Origin of the sequence: Streptomyces kanasensis, from assembly GCF_043077165.1 — a bacterium.
Taxonomy (GTDB): domain Bacteria; phylum Actinomycetota; class Actinomycetes; order Streptomycetales; family Streptomycetaceae; genus Streptomyces; species Streptomyces changanensis.
Map to the genome: position 1 here is coordinate 338,025 of NZ_JBIBSF010000007.1, position 22,637 is coordinate 360,661.

Below are 22,637 nucleotides of genomic sequence, written 5' to 3' on the forward strand. Positions count from 1 at the left end.
ACCCGAGCTGCCCACCCCGGAGGACGCCATGACCGGACCCGCCACGCCCACCCCCACCCCCGCCCGCCCCGCGGCCCCCGCCGAACCGCACGCCGGAACGGCCGCGACGGCCACCGCGGCCGCCGAACCGCACCCCGCGACGGCCGCCGCGGCGCCCGCGTCCGCGGCCGCGCACCCCGCGCTCGCCGCGGGCGACCCCGAACTCGCCGCGCTCGTCAGCGCCGAGGAGCGCCTCCAGGCCGGGACGCTCCGCCTGATCCCCAGCGAGAACTACGTCTCCGCCGCCGTCCTGGAAGCCTCGGGCACGGTCCTGCAGAACAAGTACAGCGAGGGGTACGCCGGCCGCCGCTACTACGAGGGCCAGCAGGTCGTCGACCAGGTCGAGCGGCTCGCCGTGGCCCGCGCCAAGGCCGTCTTCGGCACCGACCACGCCAACGTCCAGCCCTACTCCGGCTCGCCCGCCAACCTCGCCGTGTACCTCGCGTTCGCCCGCCCCGGCGACACCGTCATGGGCATGGCCCTGCCCATGGGCGGCCACCTCACCCACGGCTGGGGCGTCTCCGCCACCGGCACCTGGTTCCGCGGAGTGCAGTACGGCGTGCGCCGCGACACCGGCCTCGTCGACCTCGACCAGGTCCGCGACCTCGCCCTGAAGGAGCGGCCGAAGGTGATCTTCTGCGGCGGCACGGCCCTGCCCCGCACGATCGACTTCGCCGCGTTCGCGGAGATCGCCCGGGAGGCCGGCGCCGTCCTGGTGGCGGACATCGCGCACATCGCCGGCCTCGTCGCGGGCGGCGCGCACCCCTCGCCCGTGCCGCACGTCGACGTCGTCTCCACGACCACCCACAAGACCCTGCGCGGCCCGCGCGGCGCGATGCTGATGTGCCGCGAGGAGCACGCCAAGGCGGTCGACAAGGCGGTCTTCCCCGGCCTGCAGGGCGGCCCCCACAACCAGACGACCGCCGCCATCGCCGTCGCCCTCCACGAGGCCGCCCAGCCGTCCTTCCGCACCTACGCCCACCGGGTCGTCGCCAACGCCCGCGCCCTCGCCGACGCCCTCCTCGCCCGCGGCTTCGACCTCGTGTCGGGCGGCACGGACAACCACCTCGTCCTCATCGACCTCACCGGCCGGGACGTCCCCGGCAAGACCGCCGCGAAGGCCCTCGACCGGGCGGGCCTCGTCGTGAACTACAACACGGTCCCGTACGACCCGAGGAAGCCCTTCGACCCCTCCGGCATCCGCATCGGCACCCCGTCGCTCACCTCGCGCGGACTCGGGCCGGAGCACATGGAGACCGTCGCCGACTGGCTCGACCGGGGCGTCACCGCAGCACACGCGGGCGACGAGGACGCCCTCGCGACGATCCGCGCCGAAGTGGCCGACCTCATGGCCCGCCACCCGGCGCCCGGCATCCCCGCCTGACCCTCCGGCGGGGGCCCCGCGGCCCCCGCAGAACGGAGTCCCGCAGTCCGGCGGGCAGTCCCGAGCTGTCCGCCGGACCTGAGAGAATGGCGGACATGGCCTCCACGCAGCGACCTCGTGTGCTCTCCGGGATCCAGCCCACCGCGGGCTCCTTCCACCTCGGCAACTACCTCGGCGCGGTCCGCCAGTGGGTCGCCCTCCAGGAGACCCACGACGCCTTCTACATGGTCGTCGACCTGCACGCGATCACCGTCCCGCAGGACCCGGCGGAGCTGCGTGCCAACACCCGGCTCGCCGTGGCCCAGCTGCTGGCCGCCGGGCTCGACCCGGAGCGGTGCACGCTCTTCGTCCAGAGCCACGTCCCCGAGCACGCCCAGCTCGGCTGGGTCATGAACTGCCTGGCCGGGTTCGGCGAGGCCTCCCGCATGACGCAGTTCAAGGACAAGGCCGCCAAGCAGGGCGCCGACCGCGCCACGGTCGGCCTCTTCACGTACCCGATCCTCCAGGTCGCCGACATCCTGCTGTACCAGGCGCACCAGGTCCCGGTCGGCGAGGACCAGCGCCAGCACATCGAGCTGACCCGCGACCTCGCGGAGCGGTTCAACGGCCGCTTCGGCGAGACCTTCACCGTCCCGGCGCCGTACATCCTCAAGGAGACGGCGAAGATCTACGACCTCCAGGACCCGACGGCGAAGATGTCGAAGTCGGCGGCGACGCCCAAGGGCCTGATCAACCTCCTCGACGAGCCGAAGGCCACCGCCAAGAAGGTCAAGAGCGCGGTCACCGACACCGACACCGTGATCCGCTTCGACCCCGAGGGCAAGCCCGGCGTCAGCAACCTCCTCACGATCATGTCGACGCTCACCGGCACGCCCGTCGACCGGCTGGTCGAGGGGTACGAGGGCAAGATGTACGGCGCCCTCAAGACGGACCTCGCCGAGATCGTCGTGGACTTCGTCACGCCCTTCCGCACCCGCACCCAGGAATACCTGGACGACCCGGAGACGCTGGACTCGATCCTGGCCAAGGGCGCCGAGAAGGCCCGCGCCGTCGCGGCCGAGACCCTCGCGCAGACGTACGACAGGGTGGGCTTCCTGCCCGCCAAGCACTGAGGCCGGACGGCTCTGGCCACGGGACGGGTCGAGGCGCCACACTGGCGACCGCATCGTGGTGCGACCGGAGCGACCGCAGCGCATGGACGACCGTGGATGACCGAAGGATGAGGAGAACGACGTGGGGACCGTAACGCTCGGCGTTTCGATCGCGGTCCCGGAGCCCTACGGCAGCCAGCTCCAGGAGCGGCGCGCGGGCTTCGGCGATGCCGCGGCCCACGGCATCCCCACGCACGTCACCCTGCTCCCGCCGACCGAGGTGGACGCCGGGCGACTGCCGGAGATCCGTGCCCACCTGGCCGCGGTCGCGGCCGCCGGCCGGCCCTTCCCGATGCGGCTGAGCGGCACGGGCACGTTCCGGCCGCTCTCCCCGGTCGTCTTCGTCCAGGTCGTCGAGGGCGGCTCGGCCTGCGCCCGGCTCCAGCAGCGCATCCGCGACACCTCCGGGCCGCTGGTGCGGGAGCTCCAGTTCCCGTACCACCCGCACGTCACCGTCGCCCACGGCATCGCGGAGGAGGCGATGGACCGCGCCTACGCCGACCTCGCCGACTTCGAGGCGGAGTGGACGGTGTGCTCCTTCGCCCTCTACGAGCAGGGCGCCGACGCCGTGTGGCGCAAGCTGCACACGTACGACTTCGGCTCCGGCCGCCCCGCCGGGACGGTGCCCGCCCAGGGCTCACCGGTCGACCAGCCGGCCGTCACCCCGCACGGCGCCTGACGGCCACCGTCCCGCACGGCGCCTGACGGCCGCCGCCCCAGCCGGCGACGGCCGCCCTGCGGGGCCGTTCGCGCCCGGACCGGGGCGCCCCCCGGATCCGGTCGTGCCGCCCGCGGTGGCGCGGCCGTCCGGTGGTAGGCGTACGCCATGGACTGGCTCACCAAGCTCCCCGTCATCGGCCCGTGGGCCGTCCGGCTCATGCGCACCCACACCTGGCGCGCCTACGAGGCCCTGGACCGGTCCCACTGGTCCCGGCTGGCCGCCGCGATCACCTTCATCAGCTTCCTCTCCCTCTTCCCCCTGATCACCCTCGGCGCCGCGGTCGGCGCCGCCCTCCTCAGCGACGACGGGCTGCGCTCGGTCGAGGAGAAGATCGGCGAGCAGGTGCCGGGCATCTCCGACCAGCTGGACATCGGCGCCCTCGTCGCCAACGCCGGCACGGTCGGCCTGGTCGCCGGCGGGGTGCTGCTCTTCACCGGTGTCGGCTGGGTCGGCTCGATGCGCGAGTGCCTGCGCGTGGTGTGGGGGTGCGACGACGCCGACGACGGCAACCCGATCGTCCGCAAGGGCAAGGACGCCCTGCTCCTGCTGGGCCTCGGCGGCACGGCCCTGGCCTCGCTCGCCGCCTCCACGCTCGGCTCCACCGCCGTCGGCTGGACCGCCGAACGGCTCGGCATCCCCGACGGCGGCGCCGGCGGGGTCCTGCTCCAGACGGCGGCGCTCGCCATCGCCGTGCTCGCCGACTTCCTGCTCCTGCTGTACCTGCTGACGCTGCTGCCCGGCGTGGAGCCGCCCCGCCGCGACCTGGTGATCGCGGCACTGATCGGCGCGGTCGGCTTCGAGCTGCTGAAGCTGCTGCTCGGCGGCTACATGGCGGGCGTCGCCGGGAAGTCGATGTACGGGGCGTTCGGCGTGCCCGTCGCCCTGCTGCTGTGGATGAGCCTCACCGCCAGGCTCCTGCTGTTCTGCGCCGCCTGGTCGGCCACCGGGCGGCGGGACGGGGCCGCCGCTACCCCCTGCGGACCGGCCACCGGCGGTTGATCACGAAGACCGCGCCGGACAGCACGACCAGCACGCCGCCGACGACCGCCAGGGCGATCCCCGCGCCGCTCGACCCGGCCTCGGCCCGGCCGGCGGGCGCGGCCTCGACGGGTCCGCCGCCCTCCGTGACGGGCGTGGGCATGGTCGTACCGGTCCGCGCGGACTTCGGCGGCACCAGCTCACCCACCGGCCGCACCTTCCCGGCCGCCGCGAAACCCCAGTCCAGCAGCCGCGCGGCCTCCTTGTAGACGGCGAACCGTTCCGCCGACGACGGGTTCATCACCGTCACCAGCAGCACCCTGCCGTTCCGCTCGGCCACCCCGGTGAAGGTGGACCCCGCGTGCGTGGTCGTGCCGTTCTTCACCCCGGCGATGCCCTTGTACGGCTCTATGCCGTAGTCCCCGGTCAGCAGCCGGTTGGTGTTCTGGATCTCGAAGGTGCCCCGCTTCGAGCCGGGCTTCTTCTCGCCGGGGAACTGCGTCCGCACGGTCGAGCAGTACGCGCGGAAGTCGGCGTTCTGCATGCCGCTGCGCGCGATGAGCGTCAGGTCGTACGCGGACGACACCTGCCCCTGGGCGTCGTACCCGTCGGGGGAGACGACGTCCGTGTCGAGCGCCTGGAGCTCGTCGGCCCGCTCGTTCATCTCCCGGACCGTCTTGGCGACGCCGCCGTTCATCTCCGCGAGGGCGTGGACGGCGTCGTTGCCGGACTTCAGGAAGACCCCGAGCCACAGGTCGTGGACCGTGTAGCTCTGCTTCTCCTTGATGCCGACGAGGCTGGAGCCCGCGCCGACCCGCGCCAGCTCGCCGGTGGACACCAGGTGCGTGCGCGTCTTCGGCAGCCTCGGCAGCAGGGTGTCGGCGAAGAGCATCTTCAGCGTGGAGGCGGGGGCGAGCCGCCAGTGCGCGTTGTGCGCGGCCAGCACGTCGCCGCTCTCGGCGTCCGCGACGATCCAGGACCGGCCGGTCAGCTCCTTCGGCAGGACCGGCGCCCCGCCCGCGAGCCGCACCTGCGTCCCCGGCTTGCCCAGCAGGGCCCCGCCCACCGTCGACATGGACGCCGGCGGCTTGGGGTGCGGCTTCGGCTGCGGGCTCGGCGCGGCGAGGGCGGGACCGGCGGCGGCGAGGGGGAGCAGCACGGCGGCGGCCACGGAGGCGGTGGCCTTCTTGAGAGCAAGCACGTTCGAGAACGTACAACCACCCGGCGCGGCTCCCGACACCGGTGCACCGGATACTGGGGCCATGAGACTCAGCCGCTCCGCCTCCTGGTTCCTGCTCGCGTTCGGGGTGTGGAGCTGGTTCATCTGGATCACTTTCGTCAAGAACCTGTGGAACGACGCGAGTGGCCTCGCCTTCGACGACGCGGGTGACCCCACCGGATACTTCTGGGTTCATCTTCTGCTGGCCGTCACGTCCTTTCTCCTGGGGACGGCCATTGGCGTGATCGGGTTGCGCGGGGTGCGGGCCCTGCGGCGCGAACGCGACGAGAAGTAGGAGGGCGGTCGTGCTGGTGGCCCTGCTGGTCGTCCCCCTGGTCCTGGCCCTCTTCGGCGGGGTGCACTGGTACGTGTGGCGGCGGCTCGTCCGCGACACCACCCGCCCGGGAGGTGCGGCGCGGCGGGCCGGGACGGCCGCCGCGGTGGCCCTGCCGCTGCTGTCGCTCGGCGCGCTGACCGCGGGCCGGGCGGGCGCCCCGTTCGCGCTCCAGCAGGTGCTGGCGTGGCCGGGCTTCCTGTGGCTGGCGGTCCTCCTGTACCTGGTGCTGGCGCTGCTGGTCGGGGAGGCGCTGCGCCCGCTCCTCCTGCGCCTGCCGGCCCGCCGGCCCACCGCCCCGCCGGCGGCCCCCGCCCCGGCCCCTGAAGCCCCGGCGCAGGCCCCGGTTCCCGCGCCCCGCGAGGCGGCGGTGGCGGCGCCCGTGCCCTGCCCGGCCGGACCGGCCCCCGCGGCCCCCGAGGCCGCCGAGGCTCCCTCGGCCGCAGCCCGGGCCGCCGAGGCCACCGACCCGCCCGCCCCCGCGCCCGAGGCGCCCGTCGCCCCCGCGCCGGGGATGTCCCGGCGGCTGTTCGTCTCCCGCGCCGTGGGCGCCGCCGCCCTGGCCGCCGCCGCGGGGACCGTCGGGTACGGCACCCACGGCGTCCTGCGCGGCCCGCGCGTCAAGCGGGTGACCGTGCCGCTCGCGAAGCTGCCCCGCGGCGCCCACGGGTACCGGATCGCCGTGGTGAGCGACGTCCACCTGGGCCCGATCCTGGGCCGCGCCCACGCCCAGCGGATCGTCGACGCCGTGAACGCCACCCAACCGGACCTCGTCGCCGTGGTGGGCGACCTGGTCGACGGCAGCGTCGAGAACCTGGGCCCGGCGGCCGAGCCGCTGGCCGGGCTGCGCGCCCGGCACGGCAGCTTCTTCGTCACCGGCAACCACGAGTACTTCTCCGGCGCCGAGGAGTGGGTCGACGAGGTCCGCGAGCTCGGACTGCGCCCCCTGCGCAACGAGCGCGTCGAGCTGGCCGGATTCGACCTCGCCGGTGTCAACGACGTCGCCGGCGCCACGTACGGCGACGGCCCCGACTTCGCCCGCGCCCTCGGCGACCGCGACCGGGCCCGCACCGCGGTGCTCCTCGCGCACCAGCCGGTACTGATCCACGACGCGGTCCGCCACGGCGTCGACCTCCAGCTCTCCGGCCACACCCACGGCGGGCAGATGTGGCCCGGCAACCTCCTCGCCGACCTGGCGAACCCGACCCTCGCCGGTCTGGAGCGGTACGGCGACACGCAGCTGTACGTCTCGCGGGGCGCCGGCGCGTGGGGGCCGCCGGTCCGGGTGGGGGCGCCGTCCGACATCACGGTCGTGGAGCTCGCGTCGCGCCAGGCGTGACCCGGCCTTCCGCAGGCCGTGGTGCGGATGTGGCTGTGAAGTGAAGGTTTTCCCTTCCGCCGGTGAACACCCTGTGGTTGAGTTTGCGCCATCGCACAGGGGAGGGCGTGAAAGGAATCACGGCTATGCGATCGATCCGGGTACGGATCATTGTCATCTGCATCGCTCTGGTGGTGGCCGGGATAGGGGCCTGGCAACTGCTTCCCGCAGACAAGGAGAACGATCGACCCATCACCGTCGGCACGACCGACGAAGTGTCGTCACTGGACCCGGCCGGGGCGTACGACGCCGGCTCCTGGGCCCTGTACAGCAACGTCTACCAGTCGCTGCTGACCTTCAAGCCGGGCTCCCCGACCCCGGTGCCCGACGCGGCCGAGACCTGCGGGTTCGCCGGTGCGGGCCTCACCACCTACCGCTGCACGCTGCGGGAGGGGCTCGCCTTCTCCAACGGGCGCGCGGTGACCGCCGAGGACGTCGTGTACTCCTTCGACCGGATGCGCGGTATCGGCGCGGACGTGGGGCCGGCGGCCCTGTTCCCGACGCTGAGGAGCGTCACCGCCGACGGCCGGGAGGTCGTCTTCCGGCTCGGCGCCCGGGACGCCACGTTCCCGCTGAAGCTCGCCACCGGCGCGGGCGCGATCGTCGACAGCAGCCGCTACCCGAAGGACCGGCTGCGCGAGGGCGACGCCGTCGACGGCTCGGGGCCGTACGTGCTGAAGGAGTACCGGCCCGGCGTCCGAGCCCTGTTGGAGCCCAACCCGCACTACCGCGGCGCCGTCCACCGGTCGGGGACCCCGGTGGAGGTGCGGTACTTCGCCGAGGACGAGCAGCTGGCCTCGGCGTGGCGGAGCCGCCAGGTCGACGTGACGCACCGCCAGCTGCCGCCGGAGGTGATCTCCGCGCTCGACCCGGGTGCGGAGGGCGTACGGATGACGGAGGCCACCACGGCCGAGATCCGCAGCCTGGTCTTCGACGTCCGGAAGGACTCACCGATGGCCGAGCGGGCCGTACGGCAGGCGGTGGCCGGGCTCGTCGACCGGGCGAGGATCGCCACCGGGCCGTACCACTCCACCGTGGAGCCGCTGTACTCGCTGATCCCGCGGGGCTTCGTCGGCCACAGCACGCCGTTCTTCGACGCCTACCCCGAGGGCGACGAAGCCGTCGAACGGGCCGGGGAGCTGCTGCGCGACGCGGACGTCGAGACGCCGGTGACGTTCACGTACGGCCACCGGGCGGGGGAGACCTGGGCGGCGGAGGCGGCCGAGCTGCGCCGTCAGCTGGAGGCGACCGGACTGTTCCGGGTGCGGATCGTCGCCGCCGAGTGGAAGGAGTTCCAGAAGGGCTACACGAGCGGCGCCTACGACGCGTACGGGCTGGGCTGGCTACCGGACTTCCCCGACTCCGACAGCTTCACGCAGCCGCTGGTCGGCCGGGACAACGCCCTGCACAACGGATACGCCAGCGCGCGCGTCGACCGGCTCGTCGCCGCCACCCAGAGTCACGGCGACCGGGCCAGGGCGGTCGGCGACTTCAAGGAGATCCAGGCGCAGGTGGCGCGGGACGTGCCGCTCGTGCCGCTGTGGCAGAAGAAGGACTACGTGCTCAGCACCCTCGACGTCACCGGCTCGCAGTACCTGTCCGACGGCACCGGCATCTGGCGCCTGTGGCAGCTGGACTGGATCTAGGGATGCCCGTGCCGCAGCCGTGGGCGGGCCCCCGGGAACACCCCCAAAACCCCCCGCGTGTCCCCGGGGAGCCCCAGGGAGTCCCCTAGGCGTCCCCCGCCGACGGGCCCTTCGCGGGCCGGTCCCGCGCCGGCCCCTCACCGCCGGGCGTCGGGTGCGCGTCCTCCGCGACCGCGTCCTTCTCCAGCGCGTCCTTGGCGCCCGGCATGAACTCCACGATGACGTCGTGCGCCTGGCGCGCGAGCGGCCGCAGCACCCGGAACCGGGAGAGCGCGATGGCCCGCGCGGTGAGCGGCGCCGTCCGCTCCACCAGCCGGCGGCTGCGCTCGGCGCCCTCGCTGCGGTCGTACACCCAGAACAGCACGAGACCCATGTGCATCAGCCACATCAGGTGCGGGAGCAGCTCGGTCAGTTCGGGCGCGGTCTTGGTGTCGGAGCCGTGCAGGACCTCCTCGTGGATGGAGATCGCGGCGCGGCGCGCGTCGACCGAGTCGGGCGAGAAGGGGCTGAGGGGGCTCTCCGGGTCGGCGGCGTTCTTGAAGAACTGGGCCGCGAACCGGTGGTAGGGCTCGGCGACGTCCAGCCAGGTGAGCAGCGAGCCCCGGATCCGCGCCGCGAGGTCGCGGTCGCCGTCCAGGACGGGCCGGACCGCCGCGGCGTGCTCGGCGGCGATCCGGTCGTAGAAGCCCTGGACCAGGTGCTCCTTGGAGGCGAAGTAGTAGTAGGCGTTGCCCACCGAGACCCCCGCCTCCTGGGCGATGGCCCGCATCGTGGTCTTGTCGTAGCCCCGCTCCTGGAAGAGCCGCAGGGCGGTCTCCAGGATCAGGGTGCGGGTCTGCTCGCTCTTCGCCACCTTGCCGGCCTTCTGGTCCTTCACAGCACCCGAGCCTAGCCGGAGCGCCCGGGTGTCCCGCACGTGCCGCCGTCGCAGGTGGGGCCCGCCGTCGCCGCCCGCCACCGGGAGGCGGCGAGGACGGTCATCCGGGCGAGGGGCCGCCCGGTCGGGCTCGCCAGCCAGTGGGCCTTCGCGCGGTGCTCGGCGAGCGCCCAGAGACAGACGATCCAGGCGTCGGCGGAGCGGTAGACCTGCCCGCCGTCGCCCACGACGGTGATCTCCTCCAGCGTCGCCGCGTGGTCGAGGGCGGGGAACCGGCGCCGGGCCTCGACCGACCCGGCCGGCACGAGGTCCATCGGGACGAGGGCGCGCTGCCGCAGCAGCCAGTGGCGCACGTGCACGCAGAGCGGGCACTGGGCGTCGTACAGGACGGTCAGTCGCCGCAGGGGTTTCACCGGGGCCACCGCGGGCTCACGCGCGGGCGGCGGGCGGGGTCCAGCCCTGCGGCGGGACGGGCGGCTGCTGCTCGCGGTCCAGGGCGCCGCGGCGGCGGATGCGGTTGAGGACGTAGACGTTGCCGAGGTGCATGACGCCGAGGACCAGGAGGACGACGCCGAGCTTCACCGACAGCCCCTCGAAGAGGTACCGGACGGTGTCGATGGTGGCGTCCTGGCGCAGGTAGAGCGCGACGAAGCCGAAGTTGACGAGGTAGAAGCCGACGACGAGGAGGCGGTTCACCGCGTCGGCGAGCCCTTCGTCCCCGCGCAGGACGTCGGCCAGGAAGACCCGCCCGTTGCGGCTCAGCGTCCGGGCCACCCACACGGTGAGGACCACGCTGATGAGCAGGTACGCGATGTAGGCGACGACTGTGAGGTCCATGCCCCACCCTCCTTGAACACGTTCAAAAGTAGTGTCGGGACGACTGTAGACCTCTTTTTGAACATGTTCAAGCAGTGGGTGCGGTGCGACGCCGGCCGGGCACGTGGGACGGACGGAAGGGACCGCTTCCCCGTGACCGGTCCGGGGAAGGGGCGCCCCGGGCACGCGAAAGGGCCCCGGAGCGGCGCGGTGCGGCGGCTCCGGGGCGGACGGGACGGGTGGGGTGGAAAAGGAGGTGGGGGCGGGAGGAGCGGACGGGGGCGCCCGGGCCCGGCCACCGTGACGGCCCAGCCCCGGTGGCGGCCCGGCCCCCGGGACGGCGCGGACCGGGCGGCGCGGCGTGGACGGGGCGCTAGGGCCCCGCGACCGTGATGGCGCGGACCGGGCAGGCGCGGGCGGCCTCCCGGACCATCGGGTCGTCCTGGTCGTGGCCGGGCACCAGGGCGCCGTAGCCGTCCTCGTCCTGGGTGAAGACGCCGGGGGCCGTCAGGGCGCACTGGCCCGCCCCCATGCAGCGGTCGTGGTCGATGGAGATGCTCATGGCCCCACCCTCCTCACCGGGACGCCGGCGACTCCACCATCCCGCGCAGCGTGTCGCCGGGTTCCGGGCGGGGCGCCGGTGGACGCCGCCGCCGCAACGCGGACGGCCCGCGCCCGTGCGGAGTACGCAGGGGGCGCGGGCCGTCGGCGGAGCCGGACCGGTGGGTCAGAAGCGACGCGTGATGAGCGCGCGCTTGACCTCGGCGATGGCCTTGGTGACCTCGATGCCGCGGGGGCAGGCGTCGGTGCAGTTGAACGTGGTGCGGCAGCGCCACACGCCGTCCTTGTCGTTGAGGATCTCCAGCCGCTGCTCTCCGGCCTCGTCACGCGAGTCGAAGATGAAGCGGTGGGCGTTCACGATCGCGGCCGGACCGAAGTACTGGCCGTCGTTCCAGAACACCGGGCAGGAGGACGTGCAGGCGGCGCACAGGATGCACTTCGTCGTGTCGTCGAAGCGCTCCCGGTCCTCGGCCGACTGCAGGCGCTCACGCGTCGGCTCGTTGCCGGACGTGACCAGGAACGGCATGACGTCCCGGTACGCCTGGAAGAACGGCTCCATGTCGACCACGAGGTCCTTGAGGACCGTCATGCCCTTGATGGGCTCGACCGTGATCGGCTTCTCCGGGTTGATGTCCTTGATCAGCGTCTTGCAGGCGAGCCTGTTCTTGCCGTTGATCCGCATCGCGTCGGAGCCGCAGATGCCGTGCGCGCAGGAGCGCCGGAAGGTGAGCGAGCCGTCGACGTCCCACTTGATCTTGTGGAGACCGTCGAGCACGCGCTCCTTCGGGTCGATCTCGATCGTGAAGTCCTGCCACTGCGCCTCGTCGGTGACCTCCGGGTTGAACCGGCGGATCCGGAACGTGACCGTGATGTACGGCGAGGCGGCGGAGTCCTTCTCCACCTTGTCCAGTACGGGGGTAGCCATCAGTACTTACGCTCCATCGGCTGGTAGCGGGTCTGGACGACCGGCTTGTAGTCGAGGCGGACGGTCTCGGTGCCGTCGTCGCCGACCTCGCGGTACGCCATGGTGTGGCGCATGAAGTTGACGTCGTCGCGGTTCGGGTAGTCCTCGCGGTAGTGACCGCCGCGGGACTCCTTGCGCGCGAGCGCCGAGACGGCCATGACCTCGGCCAGGTCGAGCAGGTTGCCCAGCTCGATGGCCTCCAGCAGGTCCGTGTTGTACCGCTTGCCCTTGTCCTGGATGGAGACGTTGCGGTAGCGCTCGCGCAGCTCGCCGATCTTCTCGACCGCGGTCTTGATCGTCTGCTCGGTGCGGAACACCATGACGTTGGCGTCCATGGTCTCCTGCAGCTCGCGCCGCAGCTCCGCCACGCGCTCGGTGCCGGTGGAGTTCCGCAGCCGCTCGACCTGCTCCGCCACGAAGGACGCCGGGTCCTCCGGCAGGTCGACGTAGTCGGCCGTCGCGGAGTACTCGGCGGCGGCGATGCCGGCGCGCTTGCCGAAGACGTTGATGTCGAGCAGCGAGTTGGTGCCCAGGCGGTTGGCGCCGTGCACCGACACGCAGGCGACCTCGCCCGCGGCGTACAGACCCGGCACGACGGTGGTGTTGTCGCTGAGGACCTCACCCATCACGTTGGTCGGGATGCCGCCCATGGCGTAGTGCGCGGTCGGCTGGATCGGGATCGGGTCCGTGTACGGCTCGATGCCCAGGTACGTCCGCGCGAACTCGGTGATGTCGGGCAGCTTGGCGTCCAGCTGCTCCGGCGGCAGGTGCGTCAGGTCCAGGAAGACGTGGTCGCCCTCGGGACCGCAGCCGCGGCCCTCGCGGATCTCCGTGTAGATGGAGCGCGAGACGACGTCACGCGAGGCGAGGTCCTTCATGACGGGCGCGTACTTCTCCATGAAGCGCTCGCCGTCCTTGTTGCGGAGGATGCCGCCCTCACCGCGGGCGCCCTCCGTCAGCAGGATGCCCATGCGCCAGATGCCCGTGGGGTGGAACTGGAAGAACTCCATGTCCTCCAGCGGCAGGCCGCGCCGGTAGCAGGCGGCCTGGCCGTCACCGGTCAGGGTGTGCGCGTTCGACGTCACCTTGAAGAACTTGCCGGTGCCGCCGGACGCGTAGATCACGGCCTTCGCCTGGAAGACGTGGATCTCGCCCGTGGCCAGCTCGAAGGCGACCACGCCGGCGGACTTCTTGACGCCGTCGACCTCGGTGATCAGCTGGTCCAGGACGTAGAACTCGTTGAAGAACTCCACGCCCTCCTTGACGCAGTTCTGGTACAGCGTCTGGAGGATCATGTGGCCGGTGCGGTCCGCGGCGTAGCAGGACCGGCGGACCGGGGCCTCGCCGTGGTTGCGGCTGTGGCCGCCGAAGCGGCGCTGGTCGATGGTGCCGTCCGGGGTGCGGTTGAACGGCAGGCCCATCTTCTCCAGGTCGAGGACGGCGTCGATGGCCTCCTTCGCCAGGATCTCCGCGGCGTCCTGGTCGACCAGGTAGTCACCGCCCTTGACCGTGTCGAAGGTGTGCCACTCCCAGTTGTCCTCCTCCACGTTGGCCAGCGCGGCGGCCATGCCGCCCTGCGCGGCGCCCGTGTGGGAGCGGGTGGGGTAGAGCTTCGTCAGCACGGCGGTGCGGCTGCGCTTCGTCGCCTCGATGGCGGCGCGCATGCCCGCGCCGCCGGCGCCGACGATGACGGTGTCGTACTTGTGGATCTTCATGGTGTGGATTACCCCAGCCCGTGCCTAGCGGATGTTCGGGTCGAAGGTGAAGATCACCAGCGTGCCCAGGAGGATCGTGAACACCGTGGCGGTGTAGAGCAGGCCCTTGAGCCACAGGCGCGTGTTCGGGCGCTCGGCGTAGTCGTTGATGACGGTACGCAGGCCGTTCGCGCCGTGCAGCATCGCGAGCCACAGCATCAGCAGGTCCCAGACCTGCCAGAACGGGGACGCCCAGCGGCCCGCCACGAAGGCGAAGCCGATCTTGGAGACGCCGCCGTCCAGCACGAGCTGGATCAGCAGGTGGCCGATGACGAGGACGACGAGCACGACGCCGGAGAGGCGCATGAAGAGCCAGGCGGCGAGCTCGAAGTTGCCGCGGGTCGACTTCGGCGTCTTCTTGGTGCGCTTGCGCGGCGGCTCGATGAGCGGGGCCGGGTTGTCGACGTCGTAGAGGCTCACGCCCTCGATCGGGCCGACGGTGGACTTGGTGAGGTCAGCGGACATGTCTGGCGTCAGCTCCCGAACAGTTCACGTGCGGCGTGGCCGAGGACCGGGTAGACGGACCCCGCCATCAGCACGATCCAGATGCCCATGACGGTCCAGAGCATGTGCTTCTGGTAGCGCGCGCCCTTGGACCAGAAGTCCACGGCGATCACACGCAGGCCGTTGAGCGCGTGGAAGAGGATGGCGGCCACGAGGCCGTACTCCAGCAGCGCGACGATCGGGGTCTTGTACGTCGCCACGACCTCGTCGTAGGCCTCGGGCGAGACGCGGACGAGAGCGGTGTCCAACACGTGTACGAACAGGAAGAAGAAGATGAGGACGCCGGTGACTCGATGAGCCACCCACGACCACATGCCTTCCCGGCCGCGGTACAGCGTTCCAGCCGGCACGGAAAAACCCTCCGGGAGCGGGGATCAGGGTCGGCCGGCTTCTCTGTCGGTCAGACCCGGCCGGGTACGGTCCACCGGCCCCGGTCATGGTAGCGACGACTTGTCGGTTCCCTCGCGCGGGGTCCGTATGTGTGATCAAACAGGCAATCAAACAGGCACGGACGGCCTACCGAAACCACCCGAACCGGCAGAATGCTGGATGAGCCGGGCGAGTCGCGTCCTCGCCAGCCGCCGCAGCTCGTCGGCGGCCACGGCCCGCTCCTCCTCCGGCTCGTTCCCGAGCCGCGCCCGGATCCCGCCCAGCACCCGGTCGAGGTGCTCCTCGGGCCGGTCGGCGTCGAGGCAGACGATGAAGGCGTGGCCGAAGCGCGCCTCGTACGCGTCGTGCGCGGCGCGCAGCGCGGTGTGCGCGGCGGTGGGCGTGCCGGGCGGGAGCACCGGCGCCGTCTCGTCGCCCAGCGCCTCGTCGAGGTCCGCCCCGGACAGGTCGTACCCCGCCTCGTCGGCGGCGGCGAGCAGGGCGTCGAGCGTCGGGTAGGGGCGGTGCGCGGCCACGCGGTGCGCCCAGCGGACGCTGCCGCAGCAGGCCAGCAGGGAGGCTTCCGCGGCGCGGGAGGGGGCGGCGTTGAACACCGCCAGGGCGTCCGCCGGGAGGCCGCGGGCCTGCGCCGGGACGGCGGCGGCCATGCCGAGGGTCTGCGGAGTTCCGGAGGCGGGTTCGCGGGACAGCGTGGGCTCCTCGGACGAAACGGCGGAGGCGGTATGCGGAAGTCGTGCGAAACGCGTGAGGGAAGGGACACAACGTTACCCAGGGTGAGCAAGTGTGGTCTCAAGGCTTTCCGTATTTCACTCGGAAGGCAGAGTTTCAGCACAGTGGATGGACGCACTCGGCGCGTCGGGACCGGGGCCCGAGGACCCCGAAGGAGGAGGTGCAGGCGTGAACGCACGACACGAACGCACAGGTGAGGCCCCGATAGCGCCCGCGCCCCCACGCCCGGGCCCCTCCGACGGCCCGGAAACCCCCCACCGGGCCGCCCCCGACGCCCCCGGGGGCGGCCCGGCGGCCCCGCCGCCGACTGCGGGGGCCGCCGCGGCCGCGGCCGCCGCAGCCGTCCCAGCCGCCGCGGGCGCGCCGGTCCCGACCGGTGCGGTCCGGGGCGGGCCGCCGCGGCGGCGGCGCGGCGGGCGCGCGGTGGGGCTCGGCCTGGTGTTCGTACTCGCGTTCGGGCTCGTCGGGTGCGGGGGCGGTGACGACGATGCCGGTGTGGGCGCCGGGCCCGCCTCGACGACGGCCCCGCCGTCCGCCGCCAGCCCCACGCCCACCCCGAGTCCCACCCGGACGTACCCGCTGTCCACCGCGCCGCGCACCATCCCCGCCGTGCGGGAGCACGTCCCGGCGCGGGGCCCCGGCTGGCGGCCCGGGCCCGGGAGCGCCGTCGTGGTCGCGCCGGGCAGCGACGGGCTGGCCGACGAGGCGCGGCTGCTCGCCCGGGAGCTGGGCATCCCGGCCCGGGGCGAGGCCCGGCCCCGCGCCGGCGACGTCGAGCTGGCGCTCGCCCCGGGCGGGTCGGGCGCCGCGACGCCCGAGTCGTACACGATGACCGTCCGCGACGGCCGCGTGCGGATCTCCGGACCCGACCAGGCGGGCGTCTTCTACGGGACGCGGACCGTCAAGCAGGCCGTCCGCTCCGGCGGGGCCGTCCCCGAGGGCGTCGTCCGCGACCGGCCCGACCGCCCGCAGCGCGGGCTGATGGTCGACATCGCCCGCAAACACTTCACCGCGGCCTGGCTGGAGGCCCGCGTCCGCGAGGCGGCCGACCTCAAGCTGAACCAGCTCGGCCTGCACTTCTCCGACGACCAGGCGTTCCGCATCGCGTCCGACAGCCACCCCGAGGTGGTGTCCCCGCAGCACCTGACCAAGGCGGAGGTGCGGCGGATCGTCGCCCTCGCGGCGAGCCTGCACGTCACGGTCGTCCCCGAGATCGACTCGCCCGGGCACCTCGGCGCCGTCCTCGCCGCCCACCCGTCGCTGCGGCTGCGCGACGCCCGGGGCACCGTGGCGCGCGGCGCGATCGACATCGCCCGGCCGCAGTCGGCGCGCATCGTCGACGACCTGCTGCGCGAGTACGCGGCGCTCTTCCCCGGGCGGTACTTCCACGTCGGCGCCGACGAGTACCGCGCGCTGATGGCGCAGGACCCCGAGGCGTCGTACCCGGCGCTGGCGGCCGAGGCCCGCCGCCGGTACGGCGCGGCGGGCCGCGTGCAGGACCTGGCGACGGAGTGGCTGAACGACCGGGCCGCCACGGTGCGCGCGGCCGGGAAGCAGCCCAAGGCGTGGAACGACGGGATCTTCCGCGGCGGCGTGGTGAAGGCCGACGAGGACGTGGAGGTCGAGTACTGGACCGGCCGCGAGCTGGGTGCCCGCCCGCCGGCCGAGTACCTCGCCGAGGGCCGCCCGGTCGTCAACGTCAACGACCGGTACCTCTACTACGTCCTCGGCCAGCCCAACCAGTTCACCTACCCGACCGGCCGCGAGATCTACGAGAAGTGGACCCCGCTGGTGCTGCGCGGCACGCAGCCGGTGCCCGAGCGGTACTCCCGCCAGATCCTGGGCGGCCGGTTCGCGGTGTGGTGCGACCTCGCGAACGCCCAGACGCAGGCCCAGGTGGCCGCGGGCATCCGCACGCCGCTGCGTGCCCTGGCGCAGAAGGTGTGGGACCCCCGCCGGCCGGCCCTGCCCTGGCAGGACTTCGCGGCCCTCGCCCGGCGCCTGTGAGCCGGTGGCCCGGTGGCCCGGTGGGCCGGTGGGCCAGGGGTGCGGTGGGTGCGTGGGCCGGCGGGGTGGCGGGTCGGTGCACCGGTGGGTCGGCGGACGGGGGCCGGTGGCCCGGTGGACGGGCTGCGGGGGGCGGGGCGCGGTTCCGTCCGAAGCGGGGGGAGATGTGACGTTCCGGCGACCGTGAGTGACGCTTTGCTCCCGGGTGGCGCAGAAAGGGGAGTACCGCGTCAGCGACGGGAGACGTCCATGAGTCCGAGCACGACCCCGAGCCTGGTGGAGCTGATCGCGCGGGCCGACGAGCGCGGCCTCGCCGCCGCCGCGCTGGCCTGCCTCGACCGCTGCATGCCGCTGCTCGTCCCCGAGGCGACCGACCAGCTGCGCCCCCTGTGGCTGGGCGTGGCCCGCGGCGGGGCCGGCTGGTCCCGCCGCCTCGCCGAGACGACGGCGGTGCTGGAGGACGCCCGTCCGGCCCCGGTCGGCGACGAGGAGTCCGCGCTGGTCCGCTCCATGCTGGACGCGGCTCCCGCCGGGTGGGCGCCCGGGTCCCTGCGGGCGTGGGCCGACACCTGCTCGCTGACCGCGCTGGAGCTGCACCAGCGGCTCGGCGCCGCCGCCGGCCCGGAACTCGCGCGGGCGCTGGACCTCTGCCGCGCGGGGGACCTCGACGCGGTCGGCCCCCTGGCCGGCGGCGAGCTGCGCCGCCAGGTGCGGGCCCTGGAGATCCTGGCCGAGGGCGGGGCGTACGGGCTGCGCCGCGTCCTGGAGCTCTCCGCCGAGGGCCGCCGGATCCTCCAGGCGGTCGTCTCCCGGCGCGCCCGCATCGCATAGGGCCGGGTCGGGTACGCCGAGGGCCGTCGCGTCCCGTTCCCGGTTGTCGCGCAGGGCCCGGGTCGTCGCGCAGGGCCCGGGTTGTCGCGCAGGGCCCGGGCCCGTCCGCTCAAGGCCCGTCCGGCTCAGGCCCGCGGCGTCGTGGGCCCGCGCCGCGTGGGCCCGCGCCCAGGCCCGTACCGTCCGTGGGGGCCGCCGCTACAGCTCGCCCGCCGCGCCCTTCACCAGCCGGTGCGCGGCGAGGAGGCTCAGCTCCGGTACGGCGCCGCGCACGGCGGCCACGGCCTTCACGTGGTCGCGGGCCGGGTCGACCCCGGCGGCCTCGAGTACGCCGCGCGTCCACTGGGCGAGCACGTCGTCGTCGCCGCGCGCGCACTGCGCCTCGACGAGGGCGAGGGCCCGTTCCAGTCCGGGCCGCTCGGCGTCGGTCGCCGACGCGAGCGCCAGGCGCAGGTCGCGGCGGATGTCGTCCCCGTCGCGGAACAGGACCAGGGGCGGCTTGCTGATGGCCATGTGCGGCTCCCTCGTGCACGGGCCCGCGGACGCAGGGGTCCGCGGACCTGCGGATGTCACCGGGGGAGACGCACGGGGCGGGCCGCGGGTCACGCACTTGAGCGAATCCTGAGCCACCCGCGTCCCGCGTCCCGCCCCCGCCGTCCCGCCCGCCGCCGTCCCACCCGCGTACCGTCCCCGCCGGGGCGCGCACCGGCAGGGACGCGCCGCCCCCCGCCGTGGCGCCCCGCCGTACCGCGAACGCCGCACCGTCAGAGCAGGAGCAGGACGGCCGCCCCCCACAGGACCGACGCCGCCGCGAGGAGCGGGCCGACCGGCATGCCCTGTTCGCCGGGGCCGGCCGCCTCCGCCGGGCGCAGCTCGGGCCGGCGCAACAGCGCGTACGCCTCCTCGGCGGCGCGCGGCCCGGCCGGTTCGCGGCCCGACCGCCGCTCCAGCCACGCCCAGCCCACCGGGGAGAGCGTCAGCTCGGTGTCCTCCTCGCGGGCGATGACGATGTCGCCGCCGCTGCGATGGCGGACCGTCAGGACCCGGTCCCACGGCACGTGCCGCACCCGCCACGCCCCGGCGACCCACAGGCCGTCCCGGTCCGCGGTGAGGCGCCAACCGAGCGCGGTCGACGCGGACGACACGACGAAGAACAGGCCGACCAGCGGGACCACCGACGTCCAGGTGAACTCGTCGTCGAGCAGCGCCCACACGCCGCCGCCCTGCACCAGGAGCAGGAAGACCCCGACCGCCCGGGACACGCCGTTCGCCCCCCAGACGCGGGGCGCCGTGGACGGCGCCAGCGTCGCGGCGACCTCGTCGACGGACCGGCCCCGCGGCCGCCGCTGCCCGCCCGCCGTGGGCCCGGGGCCCCTGCCGCCGAACGGGCCGGGCACGGCCGGCTTCACGGCGGTGACGCTGCACTCCACGGAGACCTCGGGGCTGTCCTCGTCGTCGCGGGCGGCGAAGACCAGTTCGGCGCCCGCGTACGGCAGCCCGTACAGCACGGCCTCGCGCAGCGGGGGCGGCGGGTCCTCGCCCTTGAGGACGGCGCCGACCTTGCGCAACTCCTCGACCAGGTCGTCCTCGCGCCCCCACGCGCCGCCCTCGTCGTCGTCCTCGGGACCGCCCGCGCCGCCCCCGGCCCCGAACGGCGCGGCGCCCTCGTCCTCGTCCTCGACGGCGTACAGGGAGTGGAAGCGGAACAGGGGCCGCTCGGCCGCGAGGTCGTCGGCCGCGTACACCCACGTCCTGCCGTCGTCGTGACCCTCCCGCACCAGCACGCGCAGGACGGGCAGGGGACCGTGGTGCGCCCACCGCGAGCGGGTGCGCCCGTCGACCGCGTTGGCGAGGAAGGCGAACCCGCCGACCAGCGCGACGAGCACGAGCAGCTCCCACCCGGCGATGTCGTACGGCTCGGCCACGAGCCGCACCCAGTCGCCGTCCACGAGGACGTCGACCTCGCTGTCGACGGGGAAGTCCTCCGGGAACAGGACCTCGATGTCGTACGCGCGCTCCAGGGACGGCACCGAGACGCGCAGCCCGTCCTCGTCCGACCGGACGACCGTCCCGGTCACGGGCGTGAGGCGCGCGGCCCGTTCCTCGTACGCGTCGGCGACCGCCTGGCCCTGCCACCAGCCGAAGGCCGCGACGGCCAGCAGCAGCGCGGCGACGGAGGTGGAGAGGCGCCCGCGGCGGAAGGCGAGCGCGGCGGCGGGCACCGCGTGCGCGGCGGGCCCGGCCGCCTCGCCGGCCAGCGCCCGCTGCCGGGCCGCGACGGACAGCCGGTGCAGCAGCCCGGCGGCGGCGAACCCGGCCGCCACGACGAAGGCGAGCCACGGCGGCGTGCCGAGGGCCTGCGTGCCGCCGTCCGTGACGTGCCCGGCGAGCAGCAGCACCAGGCCCGCCAGCGCGAGCCGGGGTTGGCGCGCCACCCAGTACAGGGTGAGCAGCAGCAGCGCGGCGAAGCCCATGCCCAGCCAGTCCGCCCCGCAGGGGGACGCCGTGGTGCAGGGGGCCGCGGGGACCGCCGCCACCTGCCACACGGTCCCGGCGGCCAGGGCGAGGACGGCCCACAGGGGGTGCGCCCACGCGGCGGGCGAGGCGGCCAGCCAGCGGCGCGCGTCGGCCGAACGCCACTCGGCGGCACCGGGCGGTATGTGGTCGGCGGGGAGCGGTACGGGTGCGGTGGTCACCCGCGCATTATCGCGACGGCGCGGCGGAGGACCGCCGGTACCCGCCACCGGACGGCGGTCACCGGGCGCGTCGGCCGCCGGATGGCGGCGACGGGGGCGCGGCCGGCATCGGACGGCCCGCCGCCGGACGGCCGCCATCGTCCGGTGGCGGCCATCGTCCGGTGGCGACCGCCGGGCCCCGCATCACGGGCCGGCGTCAGAGGTTGTCGCCCCACCCGCCCTGGATCATGGTCTGGAACGCCCACGCCCCCTGCCGCCGGACGAGGACGTCCGCGTAGCGCAGCCGGCGCGTCGTGCCGCCCGCGGTCATGGTGGAGTCGGTGAAGACGACGGCCATGGCGGGCGACAGGAAGACCGGGGTGCGCGTCGACTCGAACGTGATGTCGTCGGCGCCGTCCCCCATCACGTGCGTCATCGTGGCGACGAACTGCTCCCGGTCCCACTGGGCGGACCGGCCGTCGCCCGCGCTGTCGTCGCTGACCAGGTTCAGCGGGAAGACGGCCAGGTCGGCCATGCCCTCGACGTCGCGCCGGGCGCTGCGCGCGTCGTACTCCGCGAACCAGGCGTCCAGGCTCGCGCGGTCTTCGGGCGTCGGGGCGTATCCGGTGTCGGGCAGGAAGGTCACGCGGTCTCCTCGGTGGGCGTCTCGCCCGTCTCGTCAAGTTTGACTACACGGACGGTATGCCCGGCCGGGGGGACTAGGCAAACTTGATTAGAGGTGATCCGGGTCACTCCCGCGCCCGTTCCGGACCGCCTCCCTCCCCCCGGCCCTGTGACACTTCCCCGCGGGCGCACGCAGGCTGAGGTATGGGGGGACACGATGCGGAACTCGGCGCCGCGGTCCGGCAGGCGCAGTACGGCGACGAGGCGGCCTTCGCCCGGGTGTACCGCCTGGTCCAGCCGCAGCTCCTCACGTACGTGCGCGGGCTCGTCGGGGACGACGCCGAGGACGTGGCCGCCGAGGCGTGGCTGGAGATCGCCCGCGACCTCGGCCGGTTCCGCGGGGACGGCGGCGGCTTCCGCGGCTGGGCGGCGACGATCGCGCGCCACCGGGCCCTGGACCACCTGCGCCGGCAGCGCCGCCGACCGCGTACCGCCGCACTCGACGAGGACGCGCTCGACCTCCCCGACGGCCGGGACACGGCCCTCGCCGCGCTGGAGTCCCTCGCCACGGGCGAGGCGCTCGCCCTCGTCCGCGAGCTGCCCCGCGACCAGGCGGAGGCGGTGCTGTTACGGGTGGTGGTCGGCCTGGACGCCCCGGCGGCCGCGCGGTTGCTGGGCAAGCGCCCCGGCGCGGTGCGCACCGCCGCCCACCGGGGGCTCCGGAGGCTCGCGGGCCGGCTGCGGGAGGAGGCGGGGACGCCGCAGGAGGCGGGGGAGCGGGCGCCCGGATCCGGCCAAGAGGCGGGCGGGCGGGCCGATCCGGAGGACGACCGGGGCCGCCACCCCCCACAGGAGAGGCCCCGGTCGCCGTCCGCGGGTCCGTAGGACGGCCCCGTACTCCTATCAGCGCCCGGGGTGCGTTTTCTGTCACACCACCCGTCGGCGCATGCCGTTGCATGTTGTACAAACATGGACGAGATACGGCAGGAGCACGTAGCGTGCTCCTGCGCGCTGGGCGGAGCGGCCCGGCTTTGCCGGCCGCGAGACGAACGGGT

At 74.2% G+C, this 22,637-nt stretch carries 23 protein-coding genes; 10 read left to right on the plus strand and 13 right to left on the minus strand.

Going from position 1 to position 22,637, the window contains the following annotated elements; genetic code table 11:
• Window positions 1–28 precede the first annotated feature (28 nt).
• The 4 genes from ACF053_RS19735 (at window position 29) to ACF053_RS19750 (ending at window position 4,294) form a co-directional block, all read left to right on the plus strand.
• On the plus strand, window positions 29–1,423 hold the full coding sequence (locus tag ACF053_RS19735; protein WP_391955063.1) for a serine hydroxymethyltransferase: 1,395 nt from the start codon (window positions 29–31) through the stop codon (window positions 1,421–1,423).
• A gap of 86 nt (window positions 1,424–1,509) precedes the next feature.
• Window positions 1,510–2,535 carry a tryptophan--tRNA ligase gene (gene trpS / locus ACF053_RS19740; protein ID WP_391955064.1) on the plus strand — a complete coding sequence of 342 codons (1,026 nt, stop codon included), beginning with the start codon at window positions 1,510–1,512 and terminating at the stop codon, window positions 2,533–2,535.
• 121 nt (window positions 2,536–2,656) lie between these two features.
• Complete coding sequence (locus ACF053_RS19745) at window positions 2,657–3,253, plus strand: 2'-5' RNA ligase family protein (RefSeq protein ID WP_391955065.1); 597 nt, start codon at window positions 2,657–2,659, stop codon at window positions 3,251–3,253.
• A gap of 147 nt (window positions 3,254–3,400) precedes the next feature.
• Complete coding sequence (locus ACF053_RS19750; protein ID WP_391955066.1) at window positions 3,401–4,294, plus strand: YihY/virulence factor BrkB family protein; 894 nt, start codon at window positions 3,401–3,403, stop codon at window positions 4,292–4,294.
• Here the strand turns inward: ACF053_RS19750 and ACF053_RS19755 are convergent.
• Window positions 4,263–5,474, minus strand: coding sequence for a D-alanyl-D-alanine carboxypeptidase family protein (locus tag ACF053_RS19755; protein WP_391955067.1), 1,212 nt, complete (start codon window positions 5,472–5,474; stop codon window positions 4,263–4,265). The genes ACF053_RS19750 and ACF053_RS19755 overlap by 32 nt on opposite strands.
• Window positions 5,475–5,535: 61 nt before the next feature.
• Between ACF053_RS19755 and ACF053_RS19760 the strand changes: the two genes are divergently transcribed.
• The 3 genes from ACF053_RS19760 to ACF053_RS19770 all read left to right on the plus strand — a co-directional run bounded on the left by ACF053_RS19760 (window position 5,536) and on the right by ACF053_RS19770 (window position 8,850).
• The gene (locus ACF053_RS19760) at window positions 5,536–5,787 is read left to right on the plus strand and encodes an SCO4848 family membrane protein (protein WP_058944749.1); all 252 of its coding nucleotides are present in this window, start codon (window positions 5,536–5,538) and stop codon (window positions 5,785–5,787) included.
• A gap of 10 nt (window positions 5,788–5,797) precedes the next feature.
• Window positions 5,798–7,165 carry a metallophosphoesterase gene (locus ACF053_RS19765; RefSeq protein WP_391955068.1) on the plus strand — a complete coding sequence of 456 codons (1,368 nt, stop codon included), beginning with the start codon at window positions 5,798–5,800 and terminating at the stop codon, window positions 7,163–7,165.
• Between the two features lie 125 nt (window positions 7,166–7,290).
• On the plus strand, window positions 7,291–8,850 hold the full coding sequence (locus ACF053_RS19770) for an ABC transporter substrate-binding protein (protein WP_391955069.1): 1,560 nt from the start codon (window positions 7,291–7,293) through the stop codon (window positions 8,848–8,850).
• An 85-nt stretch (window positions 8,851–8,935) separates the two neighbouring features.
• Here ACF053_RS19770 and ACF053_RS19775 read toward each other — a convergent pair whose 3' ends face one another.
• The 9 genes from ACF053_RS19775 to ACF053_RS19815 form a co-directional block, all read right to left on the minus strand.
• Complete coding sequence (locus ACF053_RS19775; protein WP_391955070.1) at window positions 8,936–9,727, minus strand: TetR/AcrR family transcriptional regulator; 792 nt, start codon at window positions 9,725–9,727, stop codon at window positions 8,936–8,938.
• Between the two features lie 11 nt (window positions 9,728–9,738).
• Complete coding sequence (locus tag ACF053_RS19780) at window positions 9,739–10,131, minus strand: thiol-disulfide oxidoreductase DCC family protein (RefSeq protein ID WP_391955143.1); 393 nt, start codon at window positions 10,129–10,131, stop codon at window positions 9,739–9,741.
• A 25-nt stretch (window positions 10,132–10,156) separates the two neighbouring features.
• The gene (locus ACF053_RS19785) at window positions 10,157–10,564 is read right to left on the minus strand and encodes a hypothetical protein (RefSeq protein ID WP_391955071.1); all 408 of its coding nucleotides are present in this window, start codon (window positions 10,562–10,564) and stop codon (window positions 10,157–10,159) included.
• 352 nt (window positions 10,565–10,916) lie between these two features.
• Window positions 10,917–11,105: a ferredoxin gene (locus tag ACF053_RS19790; protein ID WP_391955072.1), complete on the minus strand. Its 189-nt coding sequence runs from the start codon at window positions 11,103–11,105 to the stop codon at window positions 10,917–10,919.
• Between the two features lie 165 nt (window positions 11,106–11,270).
• The gene (locus ACF053_RS19795; RefSeq protein WP_058944754.1) at window positions 11,271–12,029 is read right to left on the minus strand and encodes a succinate dehydrogenase iron-sulfur subunit; all 759 of its coding nucleotides are present in this window, start codon (window positions 12,027–12,029) and stop codon (window positions 11,271–11,273) included.
• Window positions 12,029–13,783: a succinate dehydrogenase flavoprotein subunit gene (gene sdhA, locus ACF053_RS19800; protein WP_391955073.1), complete on the minus strand. Its 1,755-nt coding sequence runs from the start codon at window positions 13,781–13,783 to the stop codon at window positions 12,029–12,031. The genes ACF053_RS19795 and sdhA overlap by 1 nt, the downstream gene beginning before the upstream one ends.
• Window positions 13,784–13,807: 24 nt before the next feature.
• Window positions 13,808–14,287, minus strand: coding sequence for a succinate dehydrogenase hydrophobic membrane anchor subunit (locus tag ACF053_RS19805; RefSeq protein ID WP_391955074.1), 480 nt, complete (start codon window positions 14,285–14,287; stop codon window positions 13,808–13,810).
• An 8-nt stretch (window positions 14,288–14,295) separates the two neighbouring features.
• Window positions 14,296–14,676, minus strand: a complete 381-nt coding sequence (gene sdhC / locus ACF053_RS19810; protein ID WP_079047448.1) for a succinate dehydrogenase, cytochrome b556 subunit — start codon at window positions 14,674–14,676, stop codon at window positions 14,296–14,298.
• Window positions 14,677–14,823: 147 nt separating this feature from the next.
• Window positions 14,824–15,363 (minus strand): 2-oxo-4-hydroxy-4-carboxy-5-ureidoimidazoline decarboxylase, encoded by a 540-nt coding sequence (locus ACF053_RS19815; RefSeq protein WP_391955075.1) that lies wholly within the window; start codon window positions 15,361–15,363, stop codon window positions 14,824–14,826.
• Between the two features lie 505 nt (window positions 15,364–15,868).
• Here ACF053_RS19815 and ACF053_RS19820 point away from each other — a divergent pair.
• Both ACF053_RS19820 and ACF053_RS19825 read left to right on the plus strand, forming a co-directional pair.
• Complete coding sequence (locus ACF053_RS19820) at window positions 15,869–17,452, plus strand: beta-N-acetylhexosaminidase (protein ID WP_391955076.1); 1,584 nt, start codon at window positions 15,869–15,871, stop codon at window positions 17,450–17,452.
• 249 nt (window positions 17,453–17,701) lie between these two features.
• Window positions 17,702–18,283: a hypothetical protein gene (locus tag ACF053_RS19825; protein ID WP_391955077.1), complete on the plus strand. Its 582-nt coding sequence runs from the start codon at window positions 17,702–17,704 to the stop codon at window positions 18,281–18,283.
• Between the two features lie 198 nt (window positions 18,284–18,481).
• Here ACF053_RS19825 and ACF053_RS19830 read toward each other — a convergent pair whose 3' ends face one another.
• The 3 genes from ACF053_RS19830 to ACF053_RS19840 form a co-directional block, all read right to left on the minus strand.
• Window positions 18,482–18,796: a hypothetical protein gene (locus ACF053_RS19830; protein ID WP_391955078.1), complete on the minus strand. Its 315-nt coding sequence runs from the start codon at window positions 18,794–18,796 to the stop codon at window positions 18,482–18,484.
• Window positions 18,797–19,047: 251 nt separating this feature from the next.
• The gene (locus ACF053_RS19835; protein WP_391955079.1) at window positions 19,048–20,979 is read right to left on the minus strand and encodes a hypothetical protein; all 1,932 of its coding nucleotides are present in this window, start codon (window positions 20,977–20,979) and stop codon (window positions 19,048–19,050) included.
• A 196-nt stretch (window positions 20,980–21,175) separates the two neighbouring features.
• Window positions 21,176–21,604: a nuclear transport factor 2 family protein gene (locus tag ACF053_RS19840; RefSeq protein ID WP_391955080.1), complete on the minus strand. Its 429-nt coding sequence runs from the start codon at window positions 21,602–21,604 to the stop codon at window positions 21,176–21,178.
• Window positions 21,605–21,786: 182 nt separating this feature from the next.
• Between ACF053_RS19840 and ACF053_RS19845 the strand changes: the two genes are divergently transcribed.
• Window positions 21,787–22,467, plus strand: coding sequence for an RNA polymerase sigma factor (locus ACF053_RS19845; RefSeq protein WP_391955081.1), 681 nt, complete (start codon window positions 21,787–21,789; stop codon window positions 22,465–22,467).
• The last annotated feature ends 170 nt before the right edge of the window (window positions 22,468–22,637 follow it).

Coding starts and splice junctions, on each gene's coding strand:
- ACF053_RS19735 (WP_391955063.1), top strand. CDS start 29: ATGACCGGACCCGCCACGCCCACCCCCACCCCCGCCCGCCCCGCGGCC.
- trpS (WP_391955064.1), top strand. CDS start 1,510: ATGGCGGACATGGCCTCCACGCAGCGACCTCGTGTGCTCTCCGGGATC.
- ACF053_RS19750 (WP_391955066.1), top strand. CDS start 3,401: ATGGACTGGCTCACCAAGCTCCCCGTCATCGGCCCGTGGGCCGTCCGG.
- ACF053_RS19760 (WP_058944749.1), top strand. CDS start 5,536: ATGAGACTCAGCCGCTCCGCCTCCTGGTTCCTGCTCGCGTTCGGGGTG.
- ACF053_RS19770 (WP_391955069.1), top strand. CDS start 7,291: ATGCGATCGATCCGGGTACGGATCATTGTCATCTGCATCGCTCTGGTG.
- ACF053_RS19785 (WP_391955071.1), bottom strand. CDS start 10,564: ATGGACCTCACAGTCGTCGCCTACATCGCGTACCTGCTCATCAGCGTG.
- ACF053_RS19790 (WP_391955072.1), bottom strand. CDS start 11,105: ATGAGCATCTCCATCGACCACGACCGCTGCATGGGGGCGGGCCAGTGC.
- ACF053_RS19795 (WP_058944754.1), bottom strand. CDS start 12,029: ATGGCTACCCCCGTACTGGACAAGGTGGAGAAGGACTCCGCCGCCTCG.
- sdhA (WP_391955073.1), bottom strand. CDS start 13,783: ATGAAGATCCACAAGTACGACACCGTCATCGTCGGCGCCGGCGGCGCG.
- ACF053_RS19805 (WP_391955074.1), bottom strand. CDS start 14,287: ATGTCCGCTGACCTCACCAAGTCCACCGTCGGCCCGATCGAGGGCGTG.
- ACF053_RS19815 (WP_391955075.1), bottom strand. CDS start 15,363: ATGGCCGCCGCCGTCCCGGCGCAGGCCCGCGGCCTCCCGGCGGACGCC.
- ACF053_RS19825 (WP_391955077.1), top strand. CDS start 17,702: ATGAGTCCGAGCACGACCCCGAGCCTGGTGGAGCTGATCGCGCGGGCC.
- ACF053_RS19830 (WP_391955078.1), bottom strand. CDS start 18,796: ATGGCCATCAGCAAGCCGCCCCTGGTCCTGTTCCGCGACGGGGACGAC.
- ACF053_RS19845 (WP_391955081.1), top strand. CDS start 21,787: ATGGGGGGACACGATGCGGAACTCGGCGCCGCGGTCCGGCAGGCGCAG.